Annotated in this window: 27 protein-coding genes; 15 read left to right on the plus strand and 12 right to left on the minus strand. The window is 69.0% G+C overall.

Annotation, left to right across the window (positions count from 1 at the left end):
* Positions 1-59 precede the first annotated feature (59 nt).
* The 3 genes from P0Y50_06460 to P0Y50_06470 all read left to right on the plus strand — a co-directional run bounded on the left by P0Y50_06460 (position 60) and on the right by P0Y50_06470 (position 2,449).
* Positions 60-620, plus strand: coding sequence for an HNH endonuclease (locus P0Y50_06460; protein WEK41246.1), 561 nt, complete (start codon positions 60-62; stop codon positions 618-620).
* A gap of 99 nt (positions 621-719) precedes the next feature.
* A complete protein-coding gene (locus P0Y50_06465) occupies positions 720-1,145 on the plus strand; it encodes a hypothetical protein (GenBank protein WEK41247.1) in 426 nt (141 codons plus the stop codon).
* On the plus strand, positions 1,142-2,449 hold the full coding sequence (locus P0Y50_06470) for a sorbosone dehydrogenase family protein (protein ID WEK41248.1): 1,308 nt from the start codon (positions 1,142-1,144) through the stop codon (positions 2,447-2,449). Before P0Y50_06465 ends, P0Y50_06470 begins: the two co-directional genes overlap by 4 nt.
* Positions 2,450-2,455: 6 nt before the next feature.
* Here P0Y50_06470 and P0Y50_06475 read toward each other — a convergent pair whose 3' ends face one another.
* From P0Y50_06475 to P0Y50_06495, 5 genes are all read right to left on the minus strand, one after another.
* Positions 2,456-2,920 (minus strand): hypothetical protein, encoded by a 465-nt coding sequence (locus tag P0Y50_06475; protein WEK41249.1) that lies wholly within the window; start codon positions 2,918-2,920, stop codon positions 2,456-2,458.
* 108 nt (positions 2,921-3,028) lie between these two features.
* On the minus strand, positions 3,029-3,781 hold the full coding sequence (pdeM, locus tag P0Y50_06480) for a ligase-associated DNA damage response endonuclease PdeM (GenBank protein WEK41250.1): 753 nt from the start codon (positions 3,779-3,781) through the stop codon (positions 3,029-3,031).
* Positions 3,778-6,279 carry a ligase-associated DNA damage response DEXH box helicase gene (locus P0Y50_06485; protein WEK41251.1) on the minus strand — a complete coding sequence of 834 codons (2,502 nt, stop codon included), beginning with the start codon at positions 6,277-6,279 and terminating at the stop codon, positions 3,778-3,780. The genes pdeM and P0Y50_06485 overlap by 4 nt, the downstream gene beginning before the upstream one ends.
* Positions 6,276-6,713 carry a type II toxin-antitoxin system VapC family toxin gene (locus P0Y50_06490; protein WEK41252.1) on the minus strand — a complete coding sequence of 146 codons (438 nt, stop codon included), beginning with the start codon at positions 6,711-6,713 and terminating at the stop codon, positions 6,276-6,278. The genes P0Y50_06485 and P0Y50_06490 overlap by 4 nt, the downstream gene beginning before the upstream one ends.
* Positions 6,710-6,949: a hypothetical protein gene (locus tag P0Y50_06495; GenBank protein ID WEK41253.1), complete on the minus strand. Its 240-nt coding sequence runs from the start codon at positions 6,947-6,949 to the stop codon at positions 6,710-6,712. Before P0Y50_06495 ends, P0Y50_06490 begins: the two co-directional genes overlap by 4 nt.
* Positions 6,950-7,144: 195 nt before the next feature.
* Here P0Y50_06495 and P0Y50_06500 point away from each other — a divergent pair, with 195 nt between their 5' ends.
* Genes P0Y50_06500 through hisC form a run of 5 tightly spaced genes read left to right on the plus strand, consistent with a single transcriptional unit; the run spans position 7,145 to position 13,284 of the window.
* Entirely contained in the window at positions 7,145-9,901 is a 2,757-nt protein-coding gene (locus P0Y50_06500) for an ATP-dependent DNA helicase (GenBank protein ID WEK41537.1), read from the plus strand.
* 1 nt (position 9,902) lies between these two features.
* Positions 9,903-10,376, plus strand: a complete 474-nt coding sequence (gene ybaK / locus P0Y50_06505) for a Cys-tRNA(Pro) deacylase (protein ID WEK41254.1) — start codon at positions 9,903-9,905, stop codon at positions 10,374-10,376.
* Between the two features lie 48 nt (positions 10,377-10,424).
* Complete coding sequence (locus tag P0Y50_06510; GenBank protein WEK41255.1) at positions 10,425-11,480, plus strand: DUF2125 domain-containing protein; 1,056 nt, start codon at positions 10,425-10,427, stop codon at positions 11,478-11,480.
* Positions 11,480-12,166 (plus strand): hypothetical protein, encoded by a 687-nt coding sequence (locus P0Y50_06515; protein ID WEK41256.1) that lies wholly within the window; start codon positions 11,480-11,482, stop codon positions 12,164-12,166. The genes P0Y50_06510 and P0Y50_06515 overlap by 1 nt, the downstream gene beginning before the upstream one ends.
* Positions 12,167-12,180: 14 nt before the next feature.
* A complete protein-coding gene (gene hisC, locus P0Y50_06520) occupies positions 12,181-13,284 on the plus strand; it encodes a histidinol-phosphate transaminase (protein WEK41257.1) in 1,104 nt (367 codons plus the stop codon).
* A 273-nt stretch (positions 13,285-13,557) separates the two neighbouring features.
* Here hisC and P0Y50_06525 read toward each other — a convergent pair whose 3' ends face one another.
* The 5 genes from P0Y50_06525 to P0Y50_06545 are packed head-to-tail and all read right to left on the minus strand — an operon-like array spanning position 13,558 to position 17,351.
* Positions 13,558-14,337 (minus strand): MipA/OmpV family protein, encoded by a 780-nt coding sequence (locus P0Y50_06525; GenBank protein WEK41258.1) that lies wholly within the window; start codon positions 14,335-14,337, stop codon positions 13,558-13,560.
* A 35-nt stretch (positions 14,338-14,372) separates the two neighbouring features.
* Positions 14,373-15,110 carry a lysophospholipid acyltransferase family protein gene (locus P0Y50_06530; protein ID WEK41259.1) on the minus strand — a complete coding sequence of 246 codons (738 nt, stop codon included), beginning with the start codon at positions 15,108-15,110 and terminating at the stop codon, positions 14,373-14,375.
* On the minus strand, positions 15,107-15,751 hold the full coding sequence (locus P0Y50_06535) for a YdcF family protein (GenBank protein WEK41260.1): 645 nt from the start codon (positions 15,749-15,751) through the stop codon (positions 15,107-15,109). Before P0Y50_06535 ends, P0Y50_06530 begins: the two co-directional genes overlap by 4 nt.
* On the minus strand, positions 15,748-16,662 hold the full coding sequence (locus tag P0Y50_06540; GenBank protein ID WEK41261.1) for an ABC transporter permease: 915 nt from the start codon (positions 16,660-16,662) through the stop codon (positions 15,748-15,750). Before P0Y50_06540 ends, P0Y50_06535 begins: the two co-directional genes overlap by 4 nt.
* Positions 16,659-17,351, minus strand: coding sequence for an ATP-binding cassette domain-containing protein (locus tag P0Y50_06545; GenBank protein ID WEK41262.1), 693 nt, complete (start codon positions 17,349-17,351; stop codon positions 16,659-16,661). The genes P0Y50_06540 and P0Y50_06545 overlap by 4 nt, the downstream gene beginning before the upstream one ends.
* Positions 17,352-17,449: 98 nt before the next feature.
* Between P0Y50_06545 and P0Y50_06550 the strand changes: the two genes are divergently transcribed.
* From P0Y50_06550 to P0Y50_06570, 5 genes are all read left to right on the plus strand, one after another.
* Positions 17,450-18,394 carry a zinc-ribbon domain-containing protein gene (locus tag P0Y50_06550; protein ID WEK41263.1) on the plus strand — a complete coding sequence of 315 codons (945 nt, stop codon included), beginning with the start codon at positions 17,450-17,452 and terminating at the stop codon, positions 18,392-18,394.
* Complete coding sequence (locus P0Y50_06555; GenBank protein ID WEK41264.1) at positions 18,387-18,920, plus strand: phosphoribosyltransferase family protein; 534 nt, start codon at positions 18,387-18,389, stop codon at positions 18,918-18,920. Before P0Y50_06550 ends, P0Y50_06555 begins: the two co-directional genes overlap by 8 nt.
* Before the next feature lie 162 nt (positions 18,921-19,082).
* Complete coding sequence (rplU, locus tag P0Y50_06560) at positions 19,083-19,592, plus strand: 50S ribosomal protein L21 (GenBank protein WEK41265.1); 510 nt, start codon at positions 19,083-19,085, stop codon at positions 19,590-19,592.
* Positions 19,593-19,683: 91 nt separating this feature from the next.
* Positions 19,684-19,971, plus strand: a complete 288-nt coding sequence (rpmA, locus tag P0Y50_06565; protein ID WEK41266.1) for a 50S ribosomal protein L27 — start codon at positions 19,684-19,686, stop codon at positions 19,969-19,971.
* A gap of 139 nt (positions 19,972-20,110) precedes the next feature.
* On the plus strand, positions 20,111-20,671 hold the full coding sequence (locus P0Y50_06570; protein WEK41267.1) for a GNAT family N-acetyltransferase: 561 nt from the start codon (positions 20,111-20,113) through the stop codon (positions 20,669-20,671).
* A gap of 25 nt (positions 20,672-20,696) precedes the next feature.
* Here the strand turns inward: P0Y50_06570 and P0Y50_06575 are convergent, their stop codons facing one another.
* Together P0Y50_06575 and P0Y50_06580 are read right to left on the minus strand one after the other, a co-directional pair.
* Positions 20,697-20,891 (minus strand): hypothetical protein, encoded by a 195-nt coding sequence (locus P0Y50_06575; protein ID WEK41268.1) that lies wholly within the window; start codon positions 20,889-20,891, stop codon positions 20,697-20,699.
* A gap of 141 nt (positions 20,892-21,032) precedes the next feature.
* On the minus strand, positions 21,033-21,551 hold the full coding sequence (locus P0Y50_06580; protein WEK41269.1) for a hypothetical protein: 519 nt from the start codon (positions 21,549-21,551) through the stop codon (positions 21,033-21,035).
* A 177-nt stretch (positions 21,552-21,728) separates the two neighbouring features.
* Between P0Y50_06580 and P0Y50_06585 the strand changes: the two genes are divergently transcribed.
* The gene (locus P0Y50_06585; GenBank protein WEK41270.1) at positions 21,729-22,931 is read left to right on the plus strand and encodes a threonine ammonia-lyase; all 1,203 of its coding nucleotides are present in this window, start codon (positions 21,729-21,731) and stop codon (positions 22,929-22,931) included.
* Entirely contained in the window at positions 22,912-23,427 is a 516-nt protein-coding gene (locus tag P0Y50_06590; protein WEK41271.1) for an FKBP-type peptidyl-prolyl cis-trans isomerase, read from the plus strand. The genes P0Y50_06585 and P0Y50_06590 overlap by 20 nt, the downstream gene beginning before the upstream one ends.
* Positions 23,428-23,707 lie beyond the last annotated feature (280 nt).

The raw sequence follows: 23,707 nt of genomic DNA on the forward strand, positions 1-23,707 counted from the left end.
AGGAGACGTGTCCTCACCTCTGTCGCCTCAAAATCCCCCCGTCCGCGCGGGAGGGCCTGATGCAGGTTCTCCATCGACCACCCTCAGGCTTTCCGGCCCTGGTCCTGAACGCCGATTTCCGGCCTCTGTCCTACTACCCCCTGTCGCTCTGGCCGTGGGAGGAGGCGGTCAAGGCGGTCTATCAGGACCGCGTCGATGTCGTGTCTCTGTACGACAAGGTCGTGCGCTCTCCTTCGATGGAGATGCAGCTGCCCAGCGTGATCGCGCTGAAATCCTATGTCGATCAGGATCGCAGCCCGGCCTTCACCCGTTTCAACGTCTTTCTGCGCGACGGTTTCGCCTGTCAGTACTGCGGACAGTCAACCGAACTGACCTTCGACCATGTCGTCCCCCGTTCCCAGGGCGGCCGCACGACCTGGGACAATATCGTCGCCGCCTGCAGCCCCTGCAACCTGGCCAAGGGCGGCCGCACGCCGCGCCAGGCCATGATGCCGATCCGCCGCGAGCCCTATCGCCCCAATGCCTGGCAGCTCCAGGACGCCGGCCGCCGCTTCCCGCCCCACTATCTGCACCAGAGTTGGCTCGACTATCTGTACTGGGACATCGAGCTGGAGCCGTGAGGGGTCGTGCAGCGCGATGACGCACGGTCGGCGCGGGCGGGCGGTGAACCATTTCGCGGCAGGATTGTTAGCCTTTTCTGAGACAGGAAGAGGGCAGGGATGAACACCCACGAGATTTCCGGGGCGGTGATCCGGCCGCTGCACAGGCTGTTGCTGGCGTTTCCGATCGCCCTGTTCACCTTCGCCCTGTTCACCGACATCGCCTATCTGCGGACGGCGGAGATGCAGTGGTCGAACTTCTCGGCTTGGTCGATCGCGCTGGCGCTGGTGTTCGGCGGGGTTGCGGGCGTGTTTTCGATCGTCGACCTGGTGCTGTCTCTGCGTCATGGACGGTCGAACTGGCGGATCATCCACGTCGTCAGCCTGGCGCTGGCCTGGATCCTGGGCCTGATGAACGCCTTCAAACACAGCCAGGACGCTTGGAGTTCGGTCGGCGCCTTCGGCCTGATCCTGTCGCTTCTTTGCACGCTGCTGGTCCTGGTCGCCGGCTGGACCGCCTATGCCGCGCGGGAGATCGTCCGATGAACAAGAACCTCCTGGCTGCCAGCGCCGCGACCCTGGCCATGGCCCTGACGGTGGCGTCATGCGGATCCTCCAGCGATCCCAAGCTGAACCAGCAGGGCGCGACGCCCGATCTGCCCCGGATCAACCAGACCCTGGTTCCGGCGATGAAGATCAGCCCCCCGACCGCCTGGAACGGCGAGACGCCGAGCGTGCCCGAAGGCTTCACCATCAACGCCTTCGCCACCGACCTGAAGATTCCGCGCCAGATGCTGGTGCTGCCCAACGGCGACGTTCTGGTCGCCGAAGGCCGCGGCGGCGGGGCGCCGGCCGTTCGGCCCAAGGATGTGATCGCCGGCGTCATCAAGAAACAGGGCAACACCAAGATCGACGGCGGAAACCGCATCACCCTGTTGCGCGACGCCAACAACGACGGCGTGCCGGAACTGCGCACCGTTCTGGTCGAGAATCTGAACGCCCCCTACGGCCTGGCCTGGGTGGACGGCTATCTCTATGTCGCCGAACAGGACGCCCTGGTCCGCTTCCCATTCCAGCCCGGTCAGACCGGCATCGCGACGCCGCCCGAACGGGTCACCGAACTGCCGTCGCGGGTGAACCACCACTGGACCAAGTCCCTGACGGCCAGTGCGGACGGGACCAAACTGTATGTCGGCATAGGCTCCAACTCAAACATCGGCGAGCGGGGTATGGAGGTCGAGGAGGAACGCGCCGTGGTGTGGGAGATCGACCGCGCGACCGGCGCGCGGCGCACCATCGCGACCGGCATCCGCAATCCGACCGCCCTGGCCATCGAACCGGGCACCAGCCTGTTGTGGTCGGTGGTCAATGAGCGCGACGAACTGGGTCCTCAACTGGTCCCCGACTATCTGACCCAGGTGCGGGACGGCGCCTTCTACGGCTGGCCCTACAGCTATTGGGGCCAGAACCTGGACCCGCGCGTGATGCCGCAAAAGCCGGATCTGGCGGCGCGCGCCCTCAAGCCCGACTACGCTCTGGGTTCGCACGTGGCGGCGCTGGGCCTGGACTTCGCGCGCAACGGCGGCTTCGGCGGGCCGTTCGCCAATGGCGCCTTCATCGGCATGCACGGCAGCTGGAACCGGCAGGATCCCTCCGGCTACAAGGTCGTGTTCGTGCCGTTCAACAATGGTCGACCCAGCGGCCAGCCGATCGATTTCGCAACCGGCTTCCTGAAGGACGGCGAGGCGCGCGGTCGTCCGGTAGGCGTGTCGTTCGACCAGAACAAGCGCATCCTGCTGGTCGCCGACGACCTGTCCAACACCATCTGGCGGATCGCCCCGCGCGGCTGAAGTCGTTCAGTCACGCCCGGTCAGGGCGGGCGACGGACGGGGGCCTGCATCCACTCCCTGACGCCGACGGCGTTCGACGCGGGCGATCTCGCCCAACGTCAGGTCGGGCGCGCGGCGGAAGGCGTCGCGCAGCTGTTCGATGCGGCCCGGCGCCCAGGCGGCGGCGACACCGGCCGATCCGGCCAGAAAGTCGATGATCGAGACGCTGCGGCCTGTCAGCCCCTGCAACAGTTCGGCGGCGAAGGCGGCGGCGATGACGAACAGGGCCAGGTCGTCGCGACGCTGGCGCGGGGCGATCAGGAACAGGCCGCTGGCCATGCCATAGAAGGCGATGACATGGGCGGCCTTGTCGTTCAGGCCGAACATCTGCTCCGCGCCCTGGAACGGCCCCAGCATCAGCAACGCCATGCCCAGGCTGGCGAACACGAAGACCAGGCGGGCGGCCAGGACGATGCGGCGCGGCGTGAGCATGTGTCGAGGCGTCCCTGATGTCGATCCGCCGTCATCCTGCACAGACCCCGCAAAGACGCGGTGAAGCGACGTGCTGAACGCTTTACGAACGGCCGGAGGATCATGCGCTCAGCGCAGCACCGACCAGGCCAGGGCGTGAACCCGGTCGCGGCCCAGGGCGGCGGCCAGTGGCGGCGTCGCGAACAGGTCGGCGATGGCCGGGTCGCGCACGTTCAGTCCGCCGGTGAAGGCCCCGAACGCGGGTAGGACGATGCGCCGCCCGTCGGTGACGAAACAGGGCCGGCGCACGCCGCGACCATAGGCGGCGACGCGGGCGGCCGGATGCAGGTGGCCCGCCACCTCGCCATGACGGTCGTCGTCGGCCGACAGGGGTTCCGGTTCGTGCGTCAGCCGCAGCGCGCCCAGGATCATGTCGCCGACGATCCGGCCGGGCAGGCGGGCGGCGCTTTCGGCGTCGCGCTTCAGAGCCTCGCGGTCGTGATTGCCCTCCAGCCACAACCAGTCGCGCCCCGCCGCCAGCCGATCCAGCCGCGCCCGATCCTGGGCCGCCATGCGCGGGACCGCCCGCGTGTCATGAAAGCTGTCGCCCAACAGGATGACGCGGTCGGGCGCCAAGTCCTCGATCTCGGCCTCCAGCCGATCCAGGGTTGCGCGGCTGTCATAGGGGGGCAGCATCTGGCCGCGCACGGCGAAGGCCGATCCTTTTTCCAGGTGCAGGTCGGCGACGATCAGGGCGCGATGGGCCGGAACCCACATGGCCCCGGAACAGCGCAGCACGCACATCTCGCCCGCCACCTGTACGCTGAGCGCGCCGCAGGTCCGACGCGCCGGGGCCAGGGTCTGGCGCAGGGCCGCGTTCATGCGCCGCCGCCGACGTGGGTTTCCGGTTCGTCGTCGTCCATCACCTCGGCGATCAGCATTTCAGCGCTTTCGTCCAGGATCATCTCGGCGGCGTCGCCGCCCACCCGCTCGCGCCCGATCTGGACCAGCACCGGCACGCAGAAGGGCGACGGACGCGTCAGGGGCTGATGGCGGATGCGCCCCTCGATCCGCGCCAGCATCTGGCCCAGGCGCGACACGTCCAGCAGGCCCGAGGCCGCGTCGGCGCGGGCGGTCTTCAGCAGCAGGTGGTCGGGTTGGTGGCGGCGCAGCACGTCGTAGATCAGGTCGGTGGAGAAGGTCACCTGGCGGCCGGTCTTCTCGGCGCCCGGCTGGCGGCGTTCGATCAAGCCCGAGATCAGGGCGCAATTGCGGAAGGACCGCTTCATCATGAAGCTTTCCTCCAGCCATGCCTCCAGATCGTCGCCCAGCATGTCGGACTGGAACAGGGCGTCCAGGTCGATCCCGTCCATGGGCCGGATCGACCAGATGGCCAGGGCATAGTCGGTGACGACGAACCCCAGCGGCCCGACGCCCAGCCGGTCCAGCCGCCGCGTCAGCAACATGCACAGGGTGGTGTGCGCCAGATTGCCCTCGAACGGATAGGCGACCAGGAAATGGCGGCTGCCGCGCGGGAAGGTCTCGACCAGCATGGACTCGGCGTCGGGAATGACCGAGCGGGTTTCCTGCAACTCCATCCATTCCTGCACGTCGGGCGGCAGGACGCGCCAGTGATCGCGGTCGTGGATCATGGTGCGGACACGGTCGGCCAGAGAGGTGGACAGCGGGAACTTCGACCCGCCCCAGGACGGAATCTTCGGATCGCTGTCGGTGGCGTGTGTGACCAGGGCGTCGGTCCCGGTGATGCCCTGAAACGCCCAGACTTGACCGGCGAACAGGAAGGTGTCGCCGGGGGTCAGCTGTTCGAAATACCACTCCTCGGCCTCGCCCACCTTGCGCCCGCCGATCAGCTGGCGCGACGCCCCGCCGCGTCGGCTGGCGACCCGCACGTTCAGGGTTCCGGCCGAGACGATGGCGCCGACGTTCATCCGGTGCCGCTGGGCGATGTGCTGGTTTCTGACCTTCCAGCGGCCGTCGGGCGTCCGCACGATGCGGGCGAAACGGTCATAGGTCCGCAGGGCGTATCCGCCGGTGGCGACGAAATCGACCACCTCCTCGAACTGCTCCCACATCAGGCCGCGATAGGGGCCGCAGCCGATGATTTCGTCATACAGGGCCTGCATGTCGAAGGCCTCGGAACAGGCGACCCCCATGACGTGCTGGGCCAAGGTGTCCAGAGTGCCGATGTGAATCGGCTCCCAGTCGAAGGCGTTGGCGGCGACCGCCTCGCGCGCGGCCTGGCATTCCAGCATCTCGAACCGGCTCGCGGGGACCAGAAGGGCGCGCGACGGCTCGTCCAGGCGGTGGTTGGCGCGGCCGATGCGCTGGACCAGGCGGCTGGAGCCCTTCGGGGCCGCCATCTGGATGACCAGGTCCACGTCGCCCCAGTCGATGCCGAGATCAAGGGTCGAGGTGCAGACCACGGCGCGCAGATCGCCCCGCGCCATCGCCGCCTCGATCTTGCGCCGCTGCTCGGCCGCCAACGAGCCATGGTGCAGACCGATGGGTAAATTATCGTCGTTGATCGCCCACAGCTGCTGGAACACGAACTCGGACTGCCAGCGGGTGTTGACGAAGATTAGGGCCAGGGTCGCGCGCTGGATGGCGGCATAGACCTCGGGTATGGCGTGCTGGCCGGTATGGCCCGCCCACGGCACCTTGCCCTCCGAGATCAGCACGTCGATGACGGCGGGCGCGCCGGGGTCGCCCTTGACCAGATCGACATCTGCGATGCGTGGCGACGGGCTCAGCCACCCCCGGATCAGGTCCGGGTCTTCGATGGTGGCGCTGAGGCCAACGCGCCGCATCCCCGGAGAAAACTGTTGCAGCCGCCCCAGACCCAGCGACAGCAGATCGCCGCGCTTGCCGCTCCAGATCGCGTGGACCTCGTCCAGCACGACGCATTTCAGGTCGGCGAAATAGGCCCGCGCCCCTTCCCAGGCGCAGAACAGGGCCAACTGCTCGGGGGTGGTCAGCAGGATGTCGGGCGGAAAGTCCCGCTGCCTCTGGCGCTTGGACTGTTTGGTGTCGCCGGTGCGCGTCTCGACATGGATGTTCAGCCCGATCTCGCGGATCGGCGTCATCAGATTGCGCTCGACGTCGGTAGTCAGAGCCTTCAGCGGCGACAGATAGAGGGTATGCACCCCCGACCCCGGCCCGGTCTGCGGCCTCGGCCCCCGTTCGGCCAGGTCGATCAGACTGGGCAGAAACCCCGCCAGCGTCTTGCCCCCGCCGGTCGGCGCGACCAGCAGGGCGTGCCGACCCGCCTGGCCCGCCGCGACCATCTCCAGCTGATGCCGCCGAGGCGACCAACCACGGCTGGCGAACCAGTCGGCGAAGAGCGGGGGAAGCGGCGTCATTCGCTCCAAGGCGACAGCAGCTTGCACCCGGAATGTTCGAAGTGCCGAATGTTGCGTGTGACCAGGGTCAGATCATTGGCGAGGGCGGTCGCAGCGATCAACTCGTCGATCAATCCAACTGTGATCCCGCTTCGCTTATAATGTTCGGCCAGTATGGCCCATTGTTCTCCGACCGCGAGATTCACGGTTAGAAGCCGATCATTGTAATCTTCGACCATCCCCGCAATGCGCCGTTCGATCTCCTCGCGTCGTGGGCTGGACGGCAGCTTCAGAGCGCCGCGTCGCATTTCGGCCAACGACAGAACGCTGACGTATAGGGTGTCGTCGAGTTCTTCAGGCAGCGAGACGACCGTGTCCAGCCAGTCGAGAAACCCCTCATTGGGTCGGGACTTCAACGTTTCGCTGATGGCGTTCGTGTCGAGCAGATATTTCAAAAAGAAAAGTCTCGGCTGGGACGTGGATCGCGCTCGATTTCAACGTCGTCGAGCCTGGGGCCTGTCAGAAGCCATTCCTTGAAACTCGGCTTTCTTTCTCTCAATCGCCGGAATTCGGTCTCGGCGATCAAGGTCACACGACCGTGGCCGGCGACCTCGATCGTCTGAGGGCCTTCGGTCTCGATCTTTTCGGCCATCGCAACCAGCCAGTTCGTAGGATCAATCGGTTTGTTCACGGCGATCTCCTCGTTCGCCCGACATATAGAGCCGTATGACAACCGAAACCAGATGTTCCCGTTCCGTTTCGATGTTCGGCTCGCTATGTTGCCGACGTGTCCGACGAATCCGTCATCGCTGAAACCCGCCCGACGGGCGCCGAGCCCTGGGCCGATCTGCCGCCTGCGCTGGCGACGCCGCCGGGGGCGGGGGCGGTGTGCGATGGGGCGGGGGCCAGGAAGATCGGGCGGGGGGCGGCCGAGGGGGTGTTTTCGACCGGGCCGGTGCTGGTCGCCCATGCGTCGCTGACGGCGCGGCGGCTGGGACTGACGCCGCCTGGGCGATCGTCCGATCTGATGGATGTGCTGGAGCTGTACGCCTTCGTGCGTCCAGCGCGGTTCTGCGCCCCGTCGCCGACGGGCTTGGCGCTGGCGTTGGGGCGAGCCGAGCCGAAATCGCCCGAGGATCAGGCGGCGGCGCTGCGAGAAGCGGCGCAGGCCCTTCTGGGCGAACTGGCCCAGCCGGCCTATCCGGAACGCGAGGCCGCCTATGTTCTGGCTCTGACCATGCAGCGCGCCGGTTGGGCCTGGGGGGATCGGGTGGTTCAGGCGCTGGAGGCGGGCGGGGTGCGGGCGCGCCAGCATCGTGGATCGGGGCTGGATGCGTGGTCGCGCCTGACCGAATGGGAGGACGAGGCGCCGCGCGGCGAGGCGGGGTCGGCGCCGGTCGACAGCGAGAGCGCGCGCATCCGGCTGGAGAAACTGCTTCAGGCCTCGGGTCTGGATGAGACGCGGCCGACGCAATCGGATTACGCCGCCGAGGCCGCCTTCGCCTTTTCGCCGAGGAATGAAGAAGGTCGCCCGCGCGTGCTGCTGGCCGAGGCGGGGACCGGCACGGGCAAGACCCTGGGCTATCTGGCGCCCGCCTCCCTGTGGGCCGAGCGGAACCAGGGGGCGGCGTGGATTTCCACCTACACCCGCGCCCTGCAACGCCAGATCGACCGCGAGAGCCATTCGCTGTGGCCCGACCCGGCCGAACGCAAGAAGAAGGCGGTGATCCGAAAGGGGCGCGAGAACTATCTGTGCGTCCTGAACCTGCAGGATATGGTTCAGGCGGCCCAGCTGGGGAACGGCGACCTGATCGGCCTGGCCCTGGCCGGTCGCTGGGCGCTGCACACGCGCGACGGCGACATGACCGGCGGGGATTTTCCCGGCTGGCTGCCCGGCCTGTTCGCGACGCCCCCGGCCCATGCGGCAGGGGCGGCCAATCTGGTGGATCGGCGCGGCGAATGCGTCCACGCCGCCTGTCCGCACTACCGCACCTGTTTCGTGGAGAAGACCATCCGCGCCAGCCGCAAGGCCGACATCGTGGTGGCCAATCATGCGCTGGTCCTGACCCAGGCCGCGTTCGACGGGGCGCGGTCGGCGCGGGGCCAGCAGCAGGACGGCGAGACGGCGGCGCTGAAGCGGATCGTCTTCGACGAGGGCCACCACCTGTTCGACGCCGCCGACAGCGCCTTTTCCGCCTGTCTGTCCGGTCAGGAGGCGGCCGAACTGCGCCGCTGGATACGCGGGCCGGAGGGGCGGGGCCGTCGCGGGCGCGGGCTGGAGCAGCGTCTGGGCGACATGGTCAACGACAACGAGGCGGCGCTGAAATCGCTTCAGGACGCCATCCGCGCCTCGGCCGCCCTGCCGGGCGAGGGGGTGTCGGGTCGGGTCGCCCCGGCCTCAGGCGAGGTCAATCCCATCGGGCCGATCGAGGCGTTTCTGGCCGCCGCGCTTGATCAGCTGAGGGCGCGAACGGCCGAGACGAACACCTATGGCGGGCCGGAGTTCGGCATGGAATGCGCGCTGAAGCCGGTGACCGATCAGGTGGCGGAGGCTGCGCGTGCGGCGGCGCAGTCGCTGGCGGCCATAGAGGCGCCGCTGCTGGCCCTGTCGCGGCATCTGGAGGACATTCTGGACGATGAGGCGGCCGAGCTGGACGGGTCGCAGCGGTCGCGGATCGAGGGGGCCTTGCGCGGGCTGGACCGGCGCGCGCGCATGACCCTGCCGGGGTGGCGATCCATGCTGGCGGCGCTGGAGGACGGCGGCGACCAGCCCGATCCCGATTTCGTCGACTGGCTGTCGGCCGAGACCGCGTTCGGCCGCATCCACGACGTGGCCCTGCGCCGTCACTGGATCGACCCGACCGTGCCGCTGGAGGCCGCCGTGATCGCGCCGTCGCACGGGGTGCTGGTCACGTCCGCCACCCTGTCCGATCCCTTGCAGGACGACCCGTTCGATCTGGCGCGGATGCGGACGGGATCGGCGCGCCTGATCGAGCCGCCGCGCACCCTGAAGGTCGAAAGCCCGTTCGACTATGCGGCCAACAGCCGGGTCATCGTCGTCAACGACCTGGTCAAGGATGATCCGCGCCAGACGGCGGCGGCGATGCGCGAACTGTTCCTGGCGGCGGGCGGCGGGGGCTTGGGCCTGTTCACCGCCATCCGTCGTCTGAAGGCGGTCTATGAACGGCTGGGGCCGGACCTGGCCCGATCGGGCGTGCCGCTGTACGCCCAGCACGTCGATCCGCTGGAGGTCGGGGCGCTGGTCGACATGTTCCGGGTGGAGGAGAACTCGTGCCTTCTGGGCACCGACGCCGTGCGCGACGGGGTGGACGTGCCGGGCCGGTCCCTTCGCGTCCTGGCCTTCGACCGCGTGCCGTGGCCGCGCCCGGACCTGCTGCACAAGGCGCGGCGCGAGCGGCTGGGAGGAAAAGGCTACGACGACGCCCTGGCCCGCGCCCGCATCGCCCAGGCCTTCGGGCGGCTGATCCGGCGCGGCGACGACAAGGGGGTGTTTCTGATGCTGGACGCCGCCACCCCCACCCGCCTGTTCGCCAGCCTGCCGCCGGGGACCGAGGTCCAGCGCATGGGTCTGGCCGATGCGGTCGAACTGACGAAAAGCTTCCTCAATTCCGAGACGACCTGAAATGTCGAAGACCACGCCCGCGACCGTCGCCCTGAGCAAGGGTGGGATCGCCTTCAACCTGCACCCTTACGACTACGATCCCGACGCGCCGCGCACGGGGTTGCAGGCGGCCGAGGCCCTGGGCTGGGCGCCGGAACAGGTGTTCAAGACCCTGATGACCCTGGTCGACGGCGCGCCCGCCTGCGTCGTCGTTCCCTCCGACTGCGAGGTCAGCATGAAGAAGCTGGCGGCCGTGTTCGGGGGCAAGTCGGCCCAGATGATGAAGCCCGCCGACGCCGAGCGGCTGACCGGCTTCAAGGTCGGCGGGGTCAGCCCGTTCGGTCAGCGAAAGGCCGTCAGGACCGCCCTTGACGAGACGGCGATCCTGTTCGACCGCATCCTGATCAATGCGGGACAACGGGGCCTTCTGCTGGAGATCGCGCCCGAGGACGCGCGGCGCGCCGCCGACGCCGTCATGGCCGATCTGACCGCCTAGAAACCCATCGCCCGACTGCGGTATAGGGCGTCGAACACCGGAGCCTGCATGACCGAAACCCCGCCGAAACGACACAGCCGCAAGGGCCTGTATTCGCCCTTCATCCTGGTGCTGATCGTCCTGGCGGGCTGGACCGGCTGGTGGTTCTATCTGACGCGCCAGATCGACACGCGGCTGGAGGCCCAGGTCCAGACCCTGCGCCAGGGCGGCTGGACCGTGCGCTATGACGACAAGACCATCACCGGCTGGCCGTTCCGCACCCATGTCATGCTGGACAGGCTGGTGATCGGCATGCCGTCGGGCCACGCTTTGGCCGCGCCCGAACTGACCGCCGAGGCCAACGCCTATCAGCCGACCAAATGGGTGGTCGTGGCGCCGCAAGGGCTGGTCCTGACCCGCGCCGGCAAGGGCGAGGTGGCGGTCAAGGGCGACGCCATCCGCATGAGCGCGAGCGGCATCGATCAGCGCTGGCCCAATCTGGCGCTGGAGATGGTCAATCCGATCTTCACGACCCAGACGGGGGCCGAGCCCTTTCCCATCGCCCGCGCCGAACGGATCGAACTATACGCCCGGCCGCATCTGGAGGGCTCGACCGCGCCGGCCGACGATGTCGATGTGATGTTCCGTCTGGTCGGTGGTCAGGGGCGCGCCGACGGGCCGGTCGAGGGCTTCGCCCAGGACGGCTATCTGACCACCCAGCTGGAGGCCGTGATCGGCCGGGCCAGCCTGTTGAAGACCGGCGGGGACGCCGCCGGGGTCTTTTCCGCCTGGACCCGGGCGGGTGGCGCCTTTCGCGACGTGCGCGGCGATCTTCAGGCAGGCGACAGCCGCGCCACCCTGACCAGCGACCTGTTGAAGGCGGATGCGAACGGGCGGCTGACGGGACAGGTGTCGCTTCAGGCGCAAAAGCCTCTGCCGGCACTGTCAGGCCTGATGGCGACGCGGCAGGGGACGGTCAACCGCATCGGCGCGGCGGGCGCGGCGGCCGCCGCCGGGGCCGCCGAGGCGGCGGGGCAGGAGCAGTTGCCCCTGACGCTGGTGTTCCGCGACGGTCGAACCTGGCTGGGGCCCTTCCCCCTGGCCCCGGCGCCGAAGCTGTTCTGATGACCCTGCTGGACGAACCGCAGATGGACCGCGACCTGCTGGCGCTGGACCGGGCGGTGGTCCGCGCCGTGGCCGCACGCATCGCGGCCGGGCCGCGCGACCGGCCGGACGCCGCCGCCATCGCCCTGCGCGCGCTGCTGGAGGGCCTGTCGCCCACCGAGGCCGCCGTGATCCGGACGGTCTGGGGCCGGCTGGATGCGGCGACCGGCCCGGCCCTGGTCGCCAGCGGCGGTCTGGCCCAGGCCCTGGCCACGGACCGGTTCGGCCTGGGCGTCCGCCCCCTGTCCGCCGAGGACGCGCTGAAGGCGGCGGATTCGGGATCGCGCGCCGTGATCGACCTGACGTCCGATCGGCCATGGTGGGGGCGGCTGCTGGCGCGGCCGGACCTTCGGATCGTCGCCGCCCTGCCCGACGACCGGCGCGGGCGGCCCCAGGCCTTTGTCGTGTCCAGGGAGCCGTCCGGCCCCAGCGGCGACGACCGCAGCTTCTGGGTCACCGACAGCGGCTGGTCCGAGGTCAAGATCGCGGACGCGCTGAGTGGAGCGGGGCTGATCGCCGACCCCCTGGCGGCGGCGGGCGGGTTGAAGCTGTTCGTGCTGACGGGTTATGTGCAGGCCGACGACGGGCGGCTGAAGACCGCGCCCGGCCGATTGAACGGCGTCATCGGCGCCGCCCCCATCTTCTGAGATCAAGGCTTTTCATGACCGACGCGACCGCACCCCAAGGCCCCGTGGCGAAGCCCGGCATCCTCGATATCGCGCCCTATGTGGGCGGCAAGTCGTCCATCGCCGGCGTCGCCGAGCCGATGAAGCTGTCGTCCAACGAGAATATGCTGGGCGCCGGGGAAAAGGCGCGCGCCGCCTATGAGGCCGCCGTAAAGAACATCCACATCTATCCCGACGGCCGCGCGACGAAGCTGCGCGACGCGGTCGCCGAACTGCATGGGCTGGAGCCCGAGCGGCTGATTTTCGGCAATGGTTCGGACGAGGTCTTCGCCCTGTTGAACCAGACCTATCTGACGGCGGGCGACAACATCGTCTGCGGCCAGTACGGCTTCCTGGCCTACCGCATCAGCGCCCTGGGCTGCGAAGCCCAGGTCAAGCTGGCGCCCGAGCCGAACTTCAAGGCCGAGGTCGACGCCCTGCTGGCCCAGGTCGATGAGCGGACCAGGATCGTCTATGTCTCCAATCCGTCGAACCCGACCGGCAGCTACAACACGGCCGAGGAAATCCGCCGTCTGCACGCCGCCCTGCCCAGCCGCGTCATCCTGGTCGTGGACGAGGCCTATGCGGAATATGTGACCGAGGCCGACTGGGAGACCGCCTTCCCGCTGGCCAGGGACGCATCGAACGTCGTCGTCACCCGCACCTTCTCCAAAATCCACGGCTTGGGCGGTTTGCGCATCGGCTTCGGCTATGCGCCGGTCGCGGTGGCCGAGGCCATCGACCGCATCCGCCTGCCGTTCAACGTCTCGGTTCCGGGGCTGGAGGCGGCGACGGCCGCCCTGTCCGACACGGCGCACCAGGAAGCCTCGCGCGAACTGATCACGACATGGAAGCCGCGCCTGACCCAGGCCCTGCGCGGCTTCGGCTTCGAGGTCCTGCCCAGCGCGGGCAACTTCGTGCTGGTGGTGTTCAAGGGGGCGGATGAAGCCACCGCCGCCAACGACTATCTGAACCTCAAGGGCATCATCGTCCGCCCCGTCGGCGGCTATGGCCTGCCGCAGGCCCTGCGCATCACCATCGGCACGGAAGACCAGAACCGGGCCGTGATCGACGCTCTGAGCGAGTTTGCGGCGCAATAGACCATGATTGTTCGCCGGTTGGGGATGGTCTGCGGTGCGGCATTAGGTCTGTCAGCCTGTGCCGCACGCTTGCAGCCTTTGCCGACTGATCCGTCTCAACGATGCGAAGCCATGGGTGGATTGGCTATCGAAGGACCGCCTATCTTGGATGCGAACGGCAGGACCATGCCGGGACAGTTTTACGGGTGTAACATCGATCCGCACGCTAGCGAGGCCGATGTACGCCGCTCTCGCCAGACATGGCAGGAGCGGCATCCAAAGGGTGCTTGAGCTTCAATCCGCGCTGGAGAACCGCACCACGCCGATCAGGCCGGCGCGCCAGACGTGGTCGTCGCTGACCAGAGGGCTGTCCTTGGTGTCGCCCAGGCGCTGTTCGTAGTTGACGAAGCCGCCGACGCCGAACCGTTTGCCGATCGGAATGGCCAGGAAGGCGACGGCGCCCGCACCTGACAGGCCGCCGGACGGATTATAGGGCTGAAAGCCGCTGCCGGGCGCCTGTTCGGCGGTGACGCCGTAATAGCGCTGGATACGCTCGTCGCTGCCGCCGACGACATAGCCGGTGACGCGCAGCAGGCCCACGGGCGTGACGCGCTGGTGTCCGACCGAGGCGAAATACTGGGTTCCCGCGTGGTCGCCCGAAACGTCCTGGGCGATGCGGCCGCCGACCACGATCCCGCCGAACCGCTTGTAGGCGTAAAGGGCCGCATCGGCGCCCAGGCCCGGCCGATCCAGGCTGGAGCCCTCGATGTCGCCGGCGGCGAATCGCGGGCGGATCTGCACGCCCGCGCGCAGGTCGTCGGTCTTCACCGCATTCCACCCCACGCCGTCCAGGCCGTTGGCGTAGACGATGTCCTTGTAGGTCGCCGAACCCCAGGCGGTGTAGTTGATGTCGTCGCCCGTATTGCCCGTGGCGCTGAAGCCGTGGGTGATGCCGCCGCCGACATCCACGCGCCAGGTCTTGGGCGTTTCGACCTCCTCATAGGGCTGGGATTGGGCCAAGGCCGAACCGGCGATGGCGGCGAAGGCGACGGACAGAAGAAGGGGACGAAGCACGGGCGTTTCCATTTCACTGCGACTGAGCGGGGAGTTCAGGCCGGGTCGGAATGCGTAAGCGTCGCTTTTGGCTCCAACAAGGCCAATGATGCCGTCTCGATGCGACTTTCCAGCAACGCCATCATGGCCCCGCGCTTCAGCCCGGCGGGGATCGGCTCCAGAAAGTCGAACACCACCACGCCGGGGCGGCGACGGAAGCCGTGCGCCGGCCAGTGGACGCCCGAGTTGGTGGCCACGGGCCAGCAGGGCCCCTCCAGATCGCGATAGATGGCCGCGACGCCGGGCTTGTAATCGCCGGGCGCGCCGGGATCGTTGCGTGTGCCTTCGGGGAAGATGACGATCTGGCGGCCTTCGCTCAGGCGGTCCCTGGCCTGGCGGGTCATGTCCTTCAACGCCTTGGCGTGACCGGCGCGGTCCACGGCGATCATCCTGGCCTTCCAGGCGAACCAGCCGAAGAAGGGCAGGGGCATCAGCTCTTTCTTCATGACGAAACAGGCGTCGGGCAACACCGCCAGCAGGGCCACGATGTCCAGCATCCCCTGATGCTTGGATGCGACCAGGGCGGCGCCGGAGGGACAGTTCTCCAGACCCCGGAACTCCACCTTCACGCCCGCGATCCAGCGCAGGCCGAACAGGACGATCCTGGCCCACAACCTGACCACGCCCATGGCGAAGCGGTGCGGCAGGAGCAGGGCGGGCGACAGGCCGACGGCGACGACCGGCATCGACAGATAAAGCCAGGCCGTGAAGAGGAGGGACCGAAGGATGTTCACTTAGGCGGGGCCTTTTCTTCGGCTGCGGAAATGGGCGTGGCGGCGGCTGCGGGCCGGTCGCGGGTCAGGCGACGCACGCCCTCGCGTCCCAGGACAGCCAGGTATTTCATATATTCCAGCGTCATGCGCCGCGCCGTGACCGCCGCCCGCCACCAGCGCGTATTGTCCAGCGACGGGGTCGCGACGGCGTAGGGCGTCAGCTTGACCCCCGGAAGCTGACCCCGGATCTCCACCAGCGAGCGCGGCATATGATAGTCGGATGTCACCACGATCAGGCTGCGATAGCCCTTGGACCGCGCCCAGGCGGCGATCTCCTGGGCGTTGCCGACCGTGTCCTCGGCCTCGAACCCCAGGTCGACGCAGCAGTTGAACAGGCGGCTGGAGCCGGGGGTCAGTTCGCGCAGTTCGCGGCGACGGACCTCGCGGTTGACGCCGGAAATCAGCACCCGTTCGCCCTTGCCCTGTTCCAGCAGGCGGATGGCGGCGTTGACGCGCTCGGCCGACGGGCCGGTCAGGGCCACAATGGCGTCGGCGCGCGCGGGATCGTCGGGCGGCGTCAGTTCGCGCACCCGGTGGGCGAAGGCGAACAGGCCGACCAGCCAGATCAGACCGGCGATGAAGACGACGCTCAACAGTCTCATGCGTCCCTCCAGCTCGCGGCCGCGCCTGAGGCCAAAACCCGCATGGCGGCGAATCTCGCGGCCAGAACCGCAACCGTAGCCGCCAGCAGCGGGCATGGCGAGAGCAGCACAAGGTCGCCCCACGCCACCGGCAGGGCCGCCGTCAGCCCGCCCGATCCGCCCAGCAGCCGCATCAAGGCGACCAGGATCGCCGCCAGCCCCGCACCGATCGCGCCGGCGCCCGCCGCCAGAAGGCCGAACCGGCGCTGGAACAGGCCGGCGATCAGACCGTCCGTCGCGCCGTTCAGGCTCAGGGTCTCGATCACGCCCTGCCCGGCGGCCAGGCCCGCGCGGGTGGCGTAGGCAATGGCGGCGGCGGCGGCCAGGGCTGTCGCCAGGAAGGCCGCCCCGGCCAGGGCGGTGATCAGATTGGCCGAACGTTCGACCTCGCCGCGCCACAGACTGTGGTCGTCGACCGTGGCGTCCAGCCCCGCCTCGGCGAGCGCCCGGCTCAGGGTCACGGCGCTGGCGGGCGCCTGCGGGTCCAGCCGCACCGTGACCAGATGGGGCAGGGGCAGGTCGGGCAGGACCGCGTCGCCCAGCCAAGGCCGCAGCAGATCCTCGGCCGCCTTGCGGTCCAGGGCGGCGGCCTCCTCGACCCCCGCGACGCCCGACAGGGTCTCGGCCGCGCGGGCGGCGGCGGTGTCGCCGGTCTCGCCGACGCGGGGGCGCACCTGCACGGTGGCCTCGGCGCCCAGCTGCCGCGCCCAGCCGTGGGCGGCGCGGTCGGCGGCGGAGGCGGCCACGGCGGCGAGACAGGCCAGGAAGCACAGCACGGCGATCACCGTCATCAGCCACGGCTCTCCGGCGGCGGCGGGCGGCAACAGGCCGGCGCGGCGGCTGGACAGGCTGAAATCGGACAGGCGGATCATGCGGCGGCCCGCCCCGGCTCATGCAACTGCCCGCCCTCCAGCCTCAGGACGCGCGCGCCGGAGCGTTCGGCCAGCCCCTGGTCGTGACTGGCGATCAGGACGGTGGCGCCCAGTTTGTTCAGCGACTGAAACAGGCGCAGCAGCTTGTCGGCCATCACCGCATCGACGCTGCCGGTCGGTTCGTCGGCCAGGATCAGGCCGGGCCGGGCGATCACGGCGCGCGCGATGGCCAGCCGCTGCTTCTCGCCGCCGGACAGGGCCGGGGGGCGGGCGTCCATGCGCCGGCCCAGCCCCACCCATTTCAGCATCTCCTCCACATCGGCGGCGTAATCGGCCTCGGCGCCTCCCGCCAGCCGCAGCGGCAGGGCGGCGTTGTCGAAGGCCGACAGATGGTCCAGCAGACGAAAATCCTGGAACACCACCCCCATGCGCCGACGAAAGGCGGGGATGTCGCGCCGATCGATATGGGTGACATCGGCGCCGAACAGGCGAAGGCTTCCCTTCAGCGGACGGTCCGCCAGGGTCAGCAGGCGCAGCAGCGAGGACTTGCCAGCCCCCGACGGGCCGGTAAGAAAGTGGAAAGAGCCGCGCGGCAGAATGAGGTTAACGTCCCGCAGCACGTCGGGCGCGCCCGCATAGCCGAAGCCGACGCCCGACAGGCGCACGGTCTCGGTCATGGTCTCGGTCATGAGGGCGGGTTCGGCGGACGGCATGCGATGACGGGTTCAGGAACAGGGGCGCGACGTCGCGCCTTATGGGAGGGGGCGACAGCCTCGCAGTCAGCCACATGATACTGACCTGCCCGGCCTGCGCCACCAGCTATTTCATTCGCGACGACGCCGTGGGCCCGGAAGGGCGCAAGGTGCGCTGCCAGTCCTGCGGCGAGGTGTGGCGCGCGACCCCCGACGAACCGCTGGAACTGACCCTGACGCCCGAGCCGGCGGCCGCTGCGTCTGTGGCCCCCGCCATATCCCCCGAGCCGGAGCCCGAGGCCGCCAGCCTGGCCGAGACCCCGGCGCCGGAGCTGCCCCGCGCCTTTCGCGCCCGCGCCGAACGCCAGAAGAAGCTGCGGCGGGCCGCCGCCCACGGCGTGGTCTGGGCCGGACTGGCGGCGATCTTCATCGGCCTGATCGCGGCCGCCTTCGTGTTCCGGGTCCAGATCGTTCAGGCCTTCCCCCGCGCGGCCTCCGCCTATGCGATGATCGGCGCCCCGGTGAACCTGGTGGGTCTGGACTTCGAGGCCCTGACCGCCAAGTCCGCCCCGAACCGGACGGGCATGGTCCTGGTTTCCGGCGCGGTGCGGAATGTGCGCGACGTCGAGATCGTGGCCCCCCCGATCCGCGTCGCCCTGCTGGATGCGCAAGGGGCCGAGGTCGGCTCAAAGATCGTCAAGATCGACGGACCGCCCGTCCTGCCCGGCAAGGTGCAGGGGTTCGCCGCCCTGATCCCCGATCCCGGCGGACACGGCGCGGGCATCGGCGTGGATTTCGCGCCCCCGCCGCCTGCCCCCGCCCCGGCCCAGCCCCACACGACGACCCAGCCCCCGGCGTCCCAGCCGGCGGCTTCGCCCGCGCCATCCTCGGCCTCGCACGGCCTGCGTTCGGCGACCGCGCCCGGCGCCGATGCGCCGCACGCCGCGCCGGTCGAGGCGCGTCCGGCCGGCGCGGCCGCGGACACGCCGGCGGTGGACAAGCCCCATGGCCAGGCGGTATCGGCCTCGCATCATGGCTGATCCCTCCCCGACGCCGACCGTCCTTTTGCCCGAGGCCGATGTCGCCCGCATCGTCGCCGAACTGGCAGCGCGAATCGCACCCGTGATCGACGACGAGACGGTTGCGGCCGTCCTTTTGACCGGCGGCCTGTGGTTCGCCGCCGACCTGACCCGCGCCCTGGCCCGCGTCGGCCGCAACGTCCGCTTCGACGCCCTGTGGCTGGCTTCCTACGGCGACGAACAGACCAGCCGGGGCCGGATCGACATCTATGCCCCGTTCCAGCGTCCCATCGCGGGGCGGCGCGTCCTTATACTGGACGACGTGTTCGACACCGGCCTGTCCCTGGCCGAGGCCGTCCGTATCGCCAGGCAGGCCGGGGCGTCCGAGGTTTTGACCTGCGTCTTCGCCCGCAAGCCCTGGCCCAGGCCTCGCGCGCCCGAACCCGACTTCGTCGGCTGGGAGGCCCCGAACCGCTTCCTGGTCGGCTACGGCCTGGACCACGCGGGCGCCCTGCGCGGCCTGCCCGACATCTGCGCCCTGGACTGAGCACGGGCTGGCGCACGGCGGGGGGATAATCCGGCCAGGGCTGAATTTCCGCCGGGTTCGGCGTTGACTCTCGGACGCCCTTCCGTATATGTCGCCGCTCTTCGCCGCCGGGGGTATCTCCGGGGGGCGTATCTTTTTTTGCGTTTGCGCTGAGGCTTCAACATGTACGCGGTGATCAAGACCGGCGGCAAGCAGTACCGGGTCCAACCGGGCGACACCATCGTCGTCGAAAAGCTCGACGGCGACGCCGGCGCGGAGCTGAAGTTCGACAGCGTCCTGATGCTGGGCGGCGACAAGGGCGTGACCCTGGGCGCCCCGCTGATCGACGGCGCCTTCGTCGGCGCGACCCTGGTCGAAACCCGCAAGGGCGAGAAGATCAAGATCTTCAAGAAGACCCGCCGTCAGGGCTATCGCCGCACCAACGGCCACCGTCAGATGGAATCGGTCCTGCGCATCACCGGCATCGAAGGCGCCGGCGAGACCGCCAAGTGGGACGGCACGGTCGACCTGACCACCAAGGCCGAGATCAATCTGCGGGCCCGCAATCTGGCCGCCCGCGGCGCCGCCGAGCCGGTCGCTGCTGAGACCGAAGTCGAAGCCGCTCCCGCCAAGAAGGCGCCGGCCAAGAAGAAGGCTGCGCCCAAGGCTGAAGCCGCAGGCGACGAAGCTTAAGAATTTCTGCGGCACCCGCAGCGGCGCCCAGGTGTTGGAACAAGAACTGCGCTGAGCCCCGTGGGCCCGGCCATAGGAACGGAGCGATCAAATGGCTCACAAGAAATCCGGTGGTTCGTCGCGTAACGGTCGCGACTCCCAGTCCAAGCGCCTCGGCGTGAAGAAGTTCGGCGGCGAGCGCGTGCTGGCCGGCAACATCATCGTGCGTCAGCGCGGCACCACCTTCCATCCGGGTGACAACATCGGCATGGGCCGCGACCACACCCTGTTCGCCCTGACCCAGGGCGCGGTGAAGTTCACCACCAAACGTGGCGGCCGTTGTTACGTATCGATTCTCGCGGCGAATGACGACGCCGCACAGGCGCTCGCCGCCGAGTAACGCAGTCTGGAATTGACCGGATCGCGTTGCTCACAAAGCAGCCGATCCGGACCAGGGAAAATATTCCGCGGGGAGTCTGGATCACCAGGCTCCCCGTTTGCGTTCCCCGCCTCGAAGACCGTCCGAGCCCTTCAAGGAGATGGTCGATAGAATCGAGGCGATCGCCATGTGCGTCATTGAAACCTCCCCCGTCGTCGAGACGCGGCGTCTGATGCTGCGCGCGCCAGCGCCCCAGGACGCGCCGCGCATCGCCGCCCTGGCGAACGACCTGGACATCGCGCGCATGACCAAGCGGATGCCGCACCCGTTTCAGGTTCGCGACGCCGACGACTTCGTGCTGCAGGTCGCGTCCCAGGACCCGGCGCGGGCCAACACCTTTGTCATCGACCACGAGGACGTCGGCCCCATCGGCGTGATCGGCCTGTTCGAGGGCGAGGATCGGGCGCCCGAGGTCGGCTACTGGATCGGGCGGGAGTATTGGGGTCGGGGCTTCGCCACCGAAGCGCTGGACGCCGCCCTGGTCTGGGCCAGCCGCAAGTGGAAGCGCCGGGCGCTGGTCGCCGGCCACTTCGCCGACAACCCCGCCTCGGGCCGGGTGCTGGAGAAGGCCGGCTTCCTCTACACCGGCGAAACGCGCCGCGCCTGGAGCCGGGCGCGGGCGGCCGAGGCGGATACGCGGATGATGGTCTGGCTGGCCTGACGCGACCGCCCCGCCTGGGCCGGCGTCAGCTGGCCAGGGCGGGGCCGTAGATGGCCGCCGCGGCGATCAGTCCGGCCGTCAGCATCGCGGCGGCCCCGGCGATGAAGGTGGTCACCGTCTTGGCGCGTCTGCGGCGCAGCCCGCCGGACTTGTATTTGCGGATGATGACCGAGGGGCCGCGCGTAAAGGCCTCGGATCCGATGATATTGTGTTGGGACAAGAAACGCTCCCCCGACTGGCGCATAGAAGCCTGGATCAGTCCGCGGCGCTCGCGGCCAGAAGATGGCGACCCGCGTTACCGGGGTCGCATCTTCGTGACACGCGGTGCCGGCGCCACAGCCCGGACCTTGATCCGATGGCGCTAGAGGGTCAGCGAAACCACCCGTCCGGCCCGCGTCTGGACGTGGCGCATCAGGACGATGGGATCGCCGTCGGCCTTGACCGGCGCGATCACGAACCAGCCGCCATCCGGCAGGCCGTCGAACTGGAAACGGCCGTCCCGGCACTGTTCTGAGCGGACATAGGACGAATAGTTGGCGTTGGCGTCCGCCACGGTGCGGGCGCGGACCACGGCGGCCGGGATGGCGGCGCGCTCGGTCGAGCCGTACAGGGTGCGGAAGCGGGCGCGGGTGTAGGGGGTGTCGGGCGTCAGGCCGATGTTGCCGACGCAGGCGAAGGTCTTGCCGTCCTGGGCGAAGGCGATCTGGCCCTGGATGGCGTTGCGGCCGGGAACCTGAGACCAGGCGAAATCCGATTCGATGAAGGCGCCCGGCGCGGCGCGGCCGGGCAGGCCGCCGCCGACGGTGGGGGCGCAGGCGGCGAGCGCCGTCAGGGTCAGGCCAGCGATGGCGGTCGCGGCGAGGGTGAGGCGGCGGGACATGGGCTTTTCCTCCGAAAGCAGACGGGCCGCGGGGGACGACCCGCGCCACTATCGCACGACCGCGGGGCCGACTTCCACGGTCAAGATCGCGCGGCTCTGGACCGGGGCGCGACAACGCGCGAAACAGGCCCCCGTGAACTCGCCCCCCTTCGAGGCGAACGCCTGGAAACCGCCCGTATGACCGTCACCTTCGCCGACATCGAAGCCGCCCGCGCCCGCATCGCCGGTTCTGTCGACCACACCCCGACCCGCCATTCCCGCCGGCTGTCGCAGCTGACCGGGGCCGAGGTCTGGGTCAAGTTCGACAATCTGCACTTCACCGGCAGCTTCAAGGAGCGCGGCGCCCTGAACCGGTTGCTGCTGCTGAGCCCGGACGAGCGCCGGCGCGGCGTGGTGGCGGCCAGCGCCGGCAACCACGCCCAGGCCCTGGCCTATCACGGCGGGCGGTTGGGCGTGCCGGTGACCATCGTCATGCCCGAGGGCACCCCCTTCGCCAAGATCAACGGCACCCGCCAGCACGGGGCGACGGTGGTGATCCACGGCCTGGACTTCACCGGCGCGACCGAGGAGGCCAAGCGGCTGGAGGCCCAGAACGGCTATGTCTTCGTCTCGGCCTTCGACGACGAGGGGATCGTGGCGGGCCAGGGCGTCTGCGCCATCGAGTTCCTGGAGGACGCGCCCGAGATCGAGGCCCTGATCGTGCCGATCGGCGGCGGGGGCCTGATCGCCGGCTGCGCCATCGCGGCCAAGGCGATGCGGCCGGACATCAAGGTCTATGGCGTCGAGGCGGCCCGCTATCCGTCCTTCACCGCCAAACGGGCGGGCCAGCCGCCGGTCTGCACCGGCCAGACCATCGCCGAGGGCATCGCCATCAAGGCGGTGGGCGACATCCCCTTCGGCCTGGCGGACCGGCTGATCGACGAGGTCTTCGTGGTGGACGAGGCCGATTTCGAACGCGGCGTCTCCTATATGGCGACGATGGAGAAGACGGTGTGCGAGGGCGCCGGGGCCGGCGGTCTGGCGGCGTTGCTGCGCTATCCCGAGCGGTTCAAGGGGATGAAGGTCGGCATCGAGCTGACCGGCGGCAATATCGACGCACGGATGCTGGCGGTGGTGCTGAACCGTGAGATGGTCCGTGAACGGAGATTGCTGGTCTATCGCATCCTGGGCGACGACCGGCCGGGGATGCTGTCGGCCATGGCGGCGGTGATCGGGGGGCTGGGCGGCAATATCATCGACGTAGTCCACAACCGTCTGGCCCTGGACGTTCCGGCCAAGGGCGCCGAGTTCGACATCATGGTCGAAACGCGCGATAGCGCCCACGCCGACGAGATCGGCGAGGCCTTGAAGGAACGCGGCTATGAACTTCGGATGGGGTAGGGCGGCGCTGCTCGCTGCTGTGCTGCTGGCGGGCTGTGGCCAGGCCGCGCCGGTCGATCCGAACGTGGGCAAGGCCGAGGCGGCCGCCTTCATGGCCAGGAACGCCAAGGAAGAGGGTGTGGTCACGCTGCCCAGCGGGCTGCAATACAAGGTGGTGCAGGCGGGACCGGCGGGCGGCGTCAGCCCGGACCGCAACGATCTGGTCAAGGTCGATTACGAGGGCAAGCTGGTCGACAATACGGTGTTCGACAGCTCGTTCGCGCGCGGCGCCCCGGCGGTGTTCACGCCCGAGGAGGTGGTCAAGGGCTGGACCGAAGCCTTGCAGAAGATGCGGGTCGGCGACGAATGGCTGCTCTATGTGCCGCCCGAGCTGGGCTATGGCGAGCAGGGCAATCCCAAGATTCCGGCCAATTCGGTGCTGATCTTCCGGCTGAAGCTGCTGGACGTGGCCAAGGTGCCCGGCGGCGGATCGGGCGCCGGAATCGGCATGGGGTGACGGCCGCCGTCTCCTCCCCATTTGTGGGGAGGCGGCACGGAGCGATGCGGAGAGACGGAGGGGCGCTCATCGCATCGCAGGCGCCTGTGGGACTTGAACAGCCCCTCCACCGCTTCGCGGTCCCCCTCCCCACAAGTGGGGAGGAGACGAAAAGTGCACTTTGAATTTTTAGAGTGCACTCTCGTGCAGATTTTTGCGAGCGGCTTGCAACTCTGTCGTTCGGCGAATGTCAAAGACCAGGCGAGCACTATAGACCGACGTGCAGGGCCGGTAGGGTAAC

Origin of the sequence: Candidatus Brevundimonas colombiensis (genome assembly GCA_029202665.1) — a bacterium.
Classification (GTDB): Bacteria; Pseudomonadota; Alphaproteobacteria; order Caulobacterales; family Caulobacteraceae; genus Brevundimonas; species Brevundimonas colombiensis.

Excerpts from the sequence above, each read along its gene's own strand:
- P0Y50_06470 (WEK41248.1), top strand. The coding sequence starts at position 1,142 with ATGAACAAGAACCTCCTGGCTGCCAGCGCCGCGACCCTGGCCATGGCC.
- P0Y50_06540 (WEK41261.1), bottom strand. The coding sequence starts at position 16,662 with ATGATCCGCCTGTCCGATTTCAGCCTGTCCAGCCGCCGCGCCGGCCTG.
- P0Y50_06510 (WEK41255.1), top strand. The coding sequence starts at position 10,425 with ATGACCGAAACCCCGCCGAAACGACACAGCCGCAAGGGCCTGTATTCG.
- P0Y50_06515 (WEK41256.1), top strand. The coding sequence starts at position 11,480 with ATGACCCTGCTGGACGAACCGCAGATGGACCGCGACCTGCTGGCGCTG.
- hisC (WEK41257.1), top strand. The coding sequence starts at position 12,181 with ATGACCGACGCGACCGCACCCCAAGGCCCCGTGGCGAAGCCCGGCATC.
- rpmA (WEK41266.1), top strand. The coding sequence starts at position 19,684 with ATGGCTCACAAGAAATCCGGTGGTTCGTCGCGTAACGGTCGCGACTCC.
- P0Y50_06555 (WEK41264.1), top strand. The coding sequence starts at position 18,387 with ATGGCTGATCCCTCCCCGACGCCGACCGTCCTTTTGCCCGAGGCCGAT.
- P0Y50_06485 (WEK41251.1), bottom strand. The coding sequence starts at position 6,279 with ATGACGCCGCTTCCCCCGCTCTTCGCCGACTGGTTCGCCAGCCGTGGT.
- P0Y50_06550 (WEK41263.1), top strand. The coding sequence starts at position 17,450 with ATGATACTGACCTGCCCGGCCTGCGCCACCAGCTATTTCATTCGCGAC.
- P0Y50_06545 (WEK41262.1), bottom strand. The coding sequence starts at position 17,351 with ATGACCGAGACCATGACCGAGACCGTGCGCCTGTCGGGCGTCGGCTTC.
- P0Y50_06460 (WEK41246.1), top strand. The coding sequence starts at position 60 with ATGCAGGTTCTCCATCGACCACCCTCAGGCTTTCCGGCCCTGGTCCTG.
- P0Y50_06590 (WEK41271.1), top strand. The coding sequence starts at position 22,912 with ATGAACTTCGGATGGGGTAGGGCGGCGCTGCTCGCTGCTGTGCTGCTG.
- P0Y50_06535 (WEK41260.1), bottom strand. The coding sequence starts at position 15,751 with ATGAGACTGTTGAGCGTCGTCTTCATCGCCGGTCTGATCTGGCTGGTC.
- P0Y50_06570 (WEK41267.1), top strand. The coding sequence starts at position 20,111 with ATGGTCGATAGAATCGAGGCGATCGCCATGTGCGTCATTGAAACCTCC.
- P0Y50_06580 (WEK41269.1), bottom strand. The coding sequence starts at position 21,551 with ATGTCCCGCCGCCTCACCCTCGCCGCGACCGCCATCGCTGGCCTGACC.
- pdeM (WEK41250.1), bottom strand. The coding sequence starts at position 3,781 with ATGAACGCGGCCCTGCGCCAGACCCTGGCCCCGGCGCGTCGGACCTGC.
- P0Y50_06475 (WEK41249.1), bottom strand. The coding sequence starts at position 2,920 with ATGCTCACGCCGCGCCGCATCGTCCTGGCCGCCCGCCTGGTCTTCGTG.
- ybaK (WEK41254.1), top strand. The coding sequence starts at position 9,903 with ATGTCGAAGACCACGCCCGCGACCGTCGCCCTGAGCAAGGGTGGGATC.
- P0Y50_06465 (WEK41247.1), top strand. The coding sequence starts at position 720 with ATGAACACCCACGAGATTTCCGGGGCGGTGATCCGGCCGCTGCACAGG.
- rplU (WEK41265.1), top strand. The coding sequence starts at position 19,083 with ATGTACGCGGTGATCAAGACCGGCGGCAAGCAGTACCGGGTCCAACCG.
- P0Y50_06585 (WEK41270.1), top strand. The coding sequence starts at position 21,729 with ATGACCGTCACCTTCGCCGACATCGAAGCCGCCCGCGCCCGCATCGCC.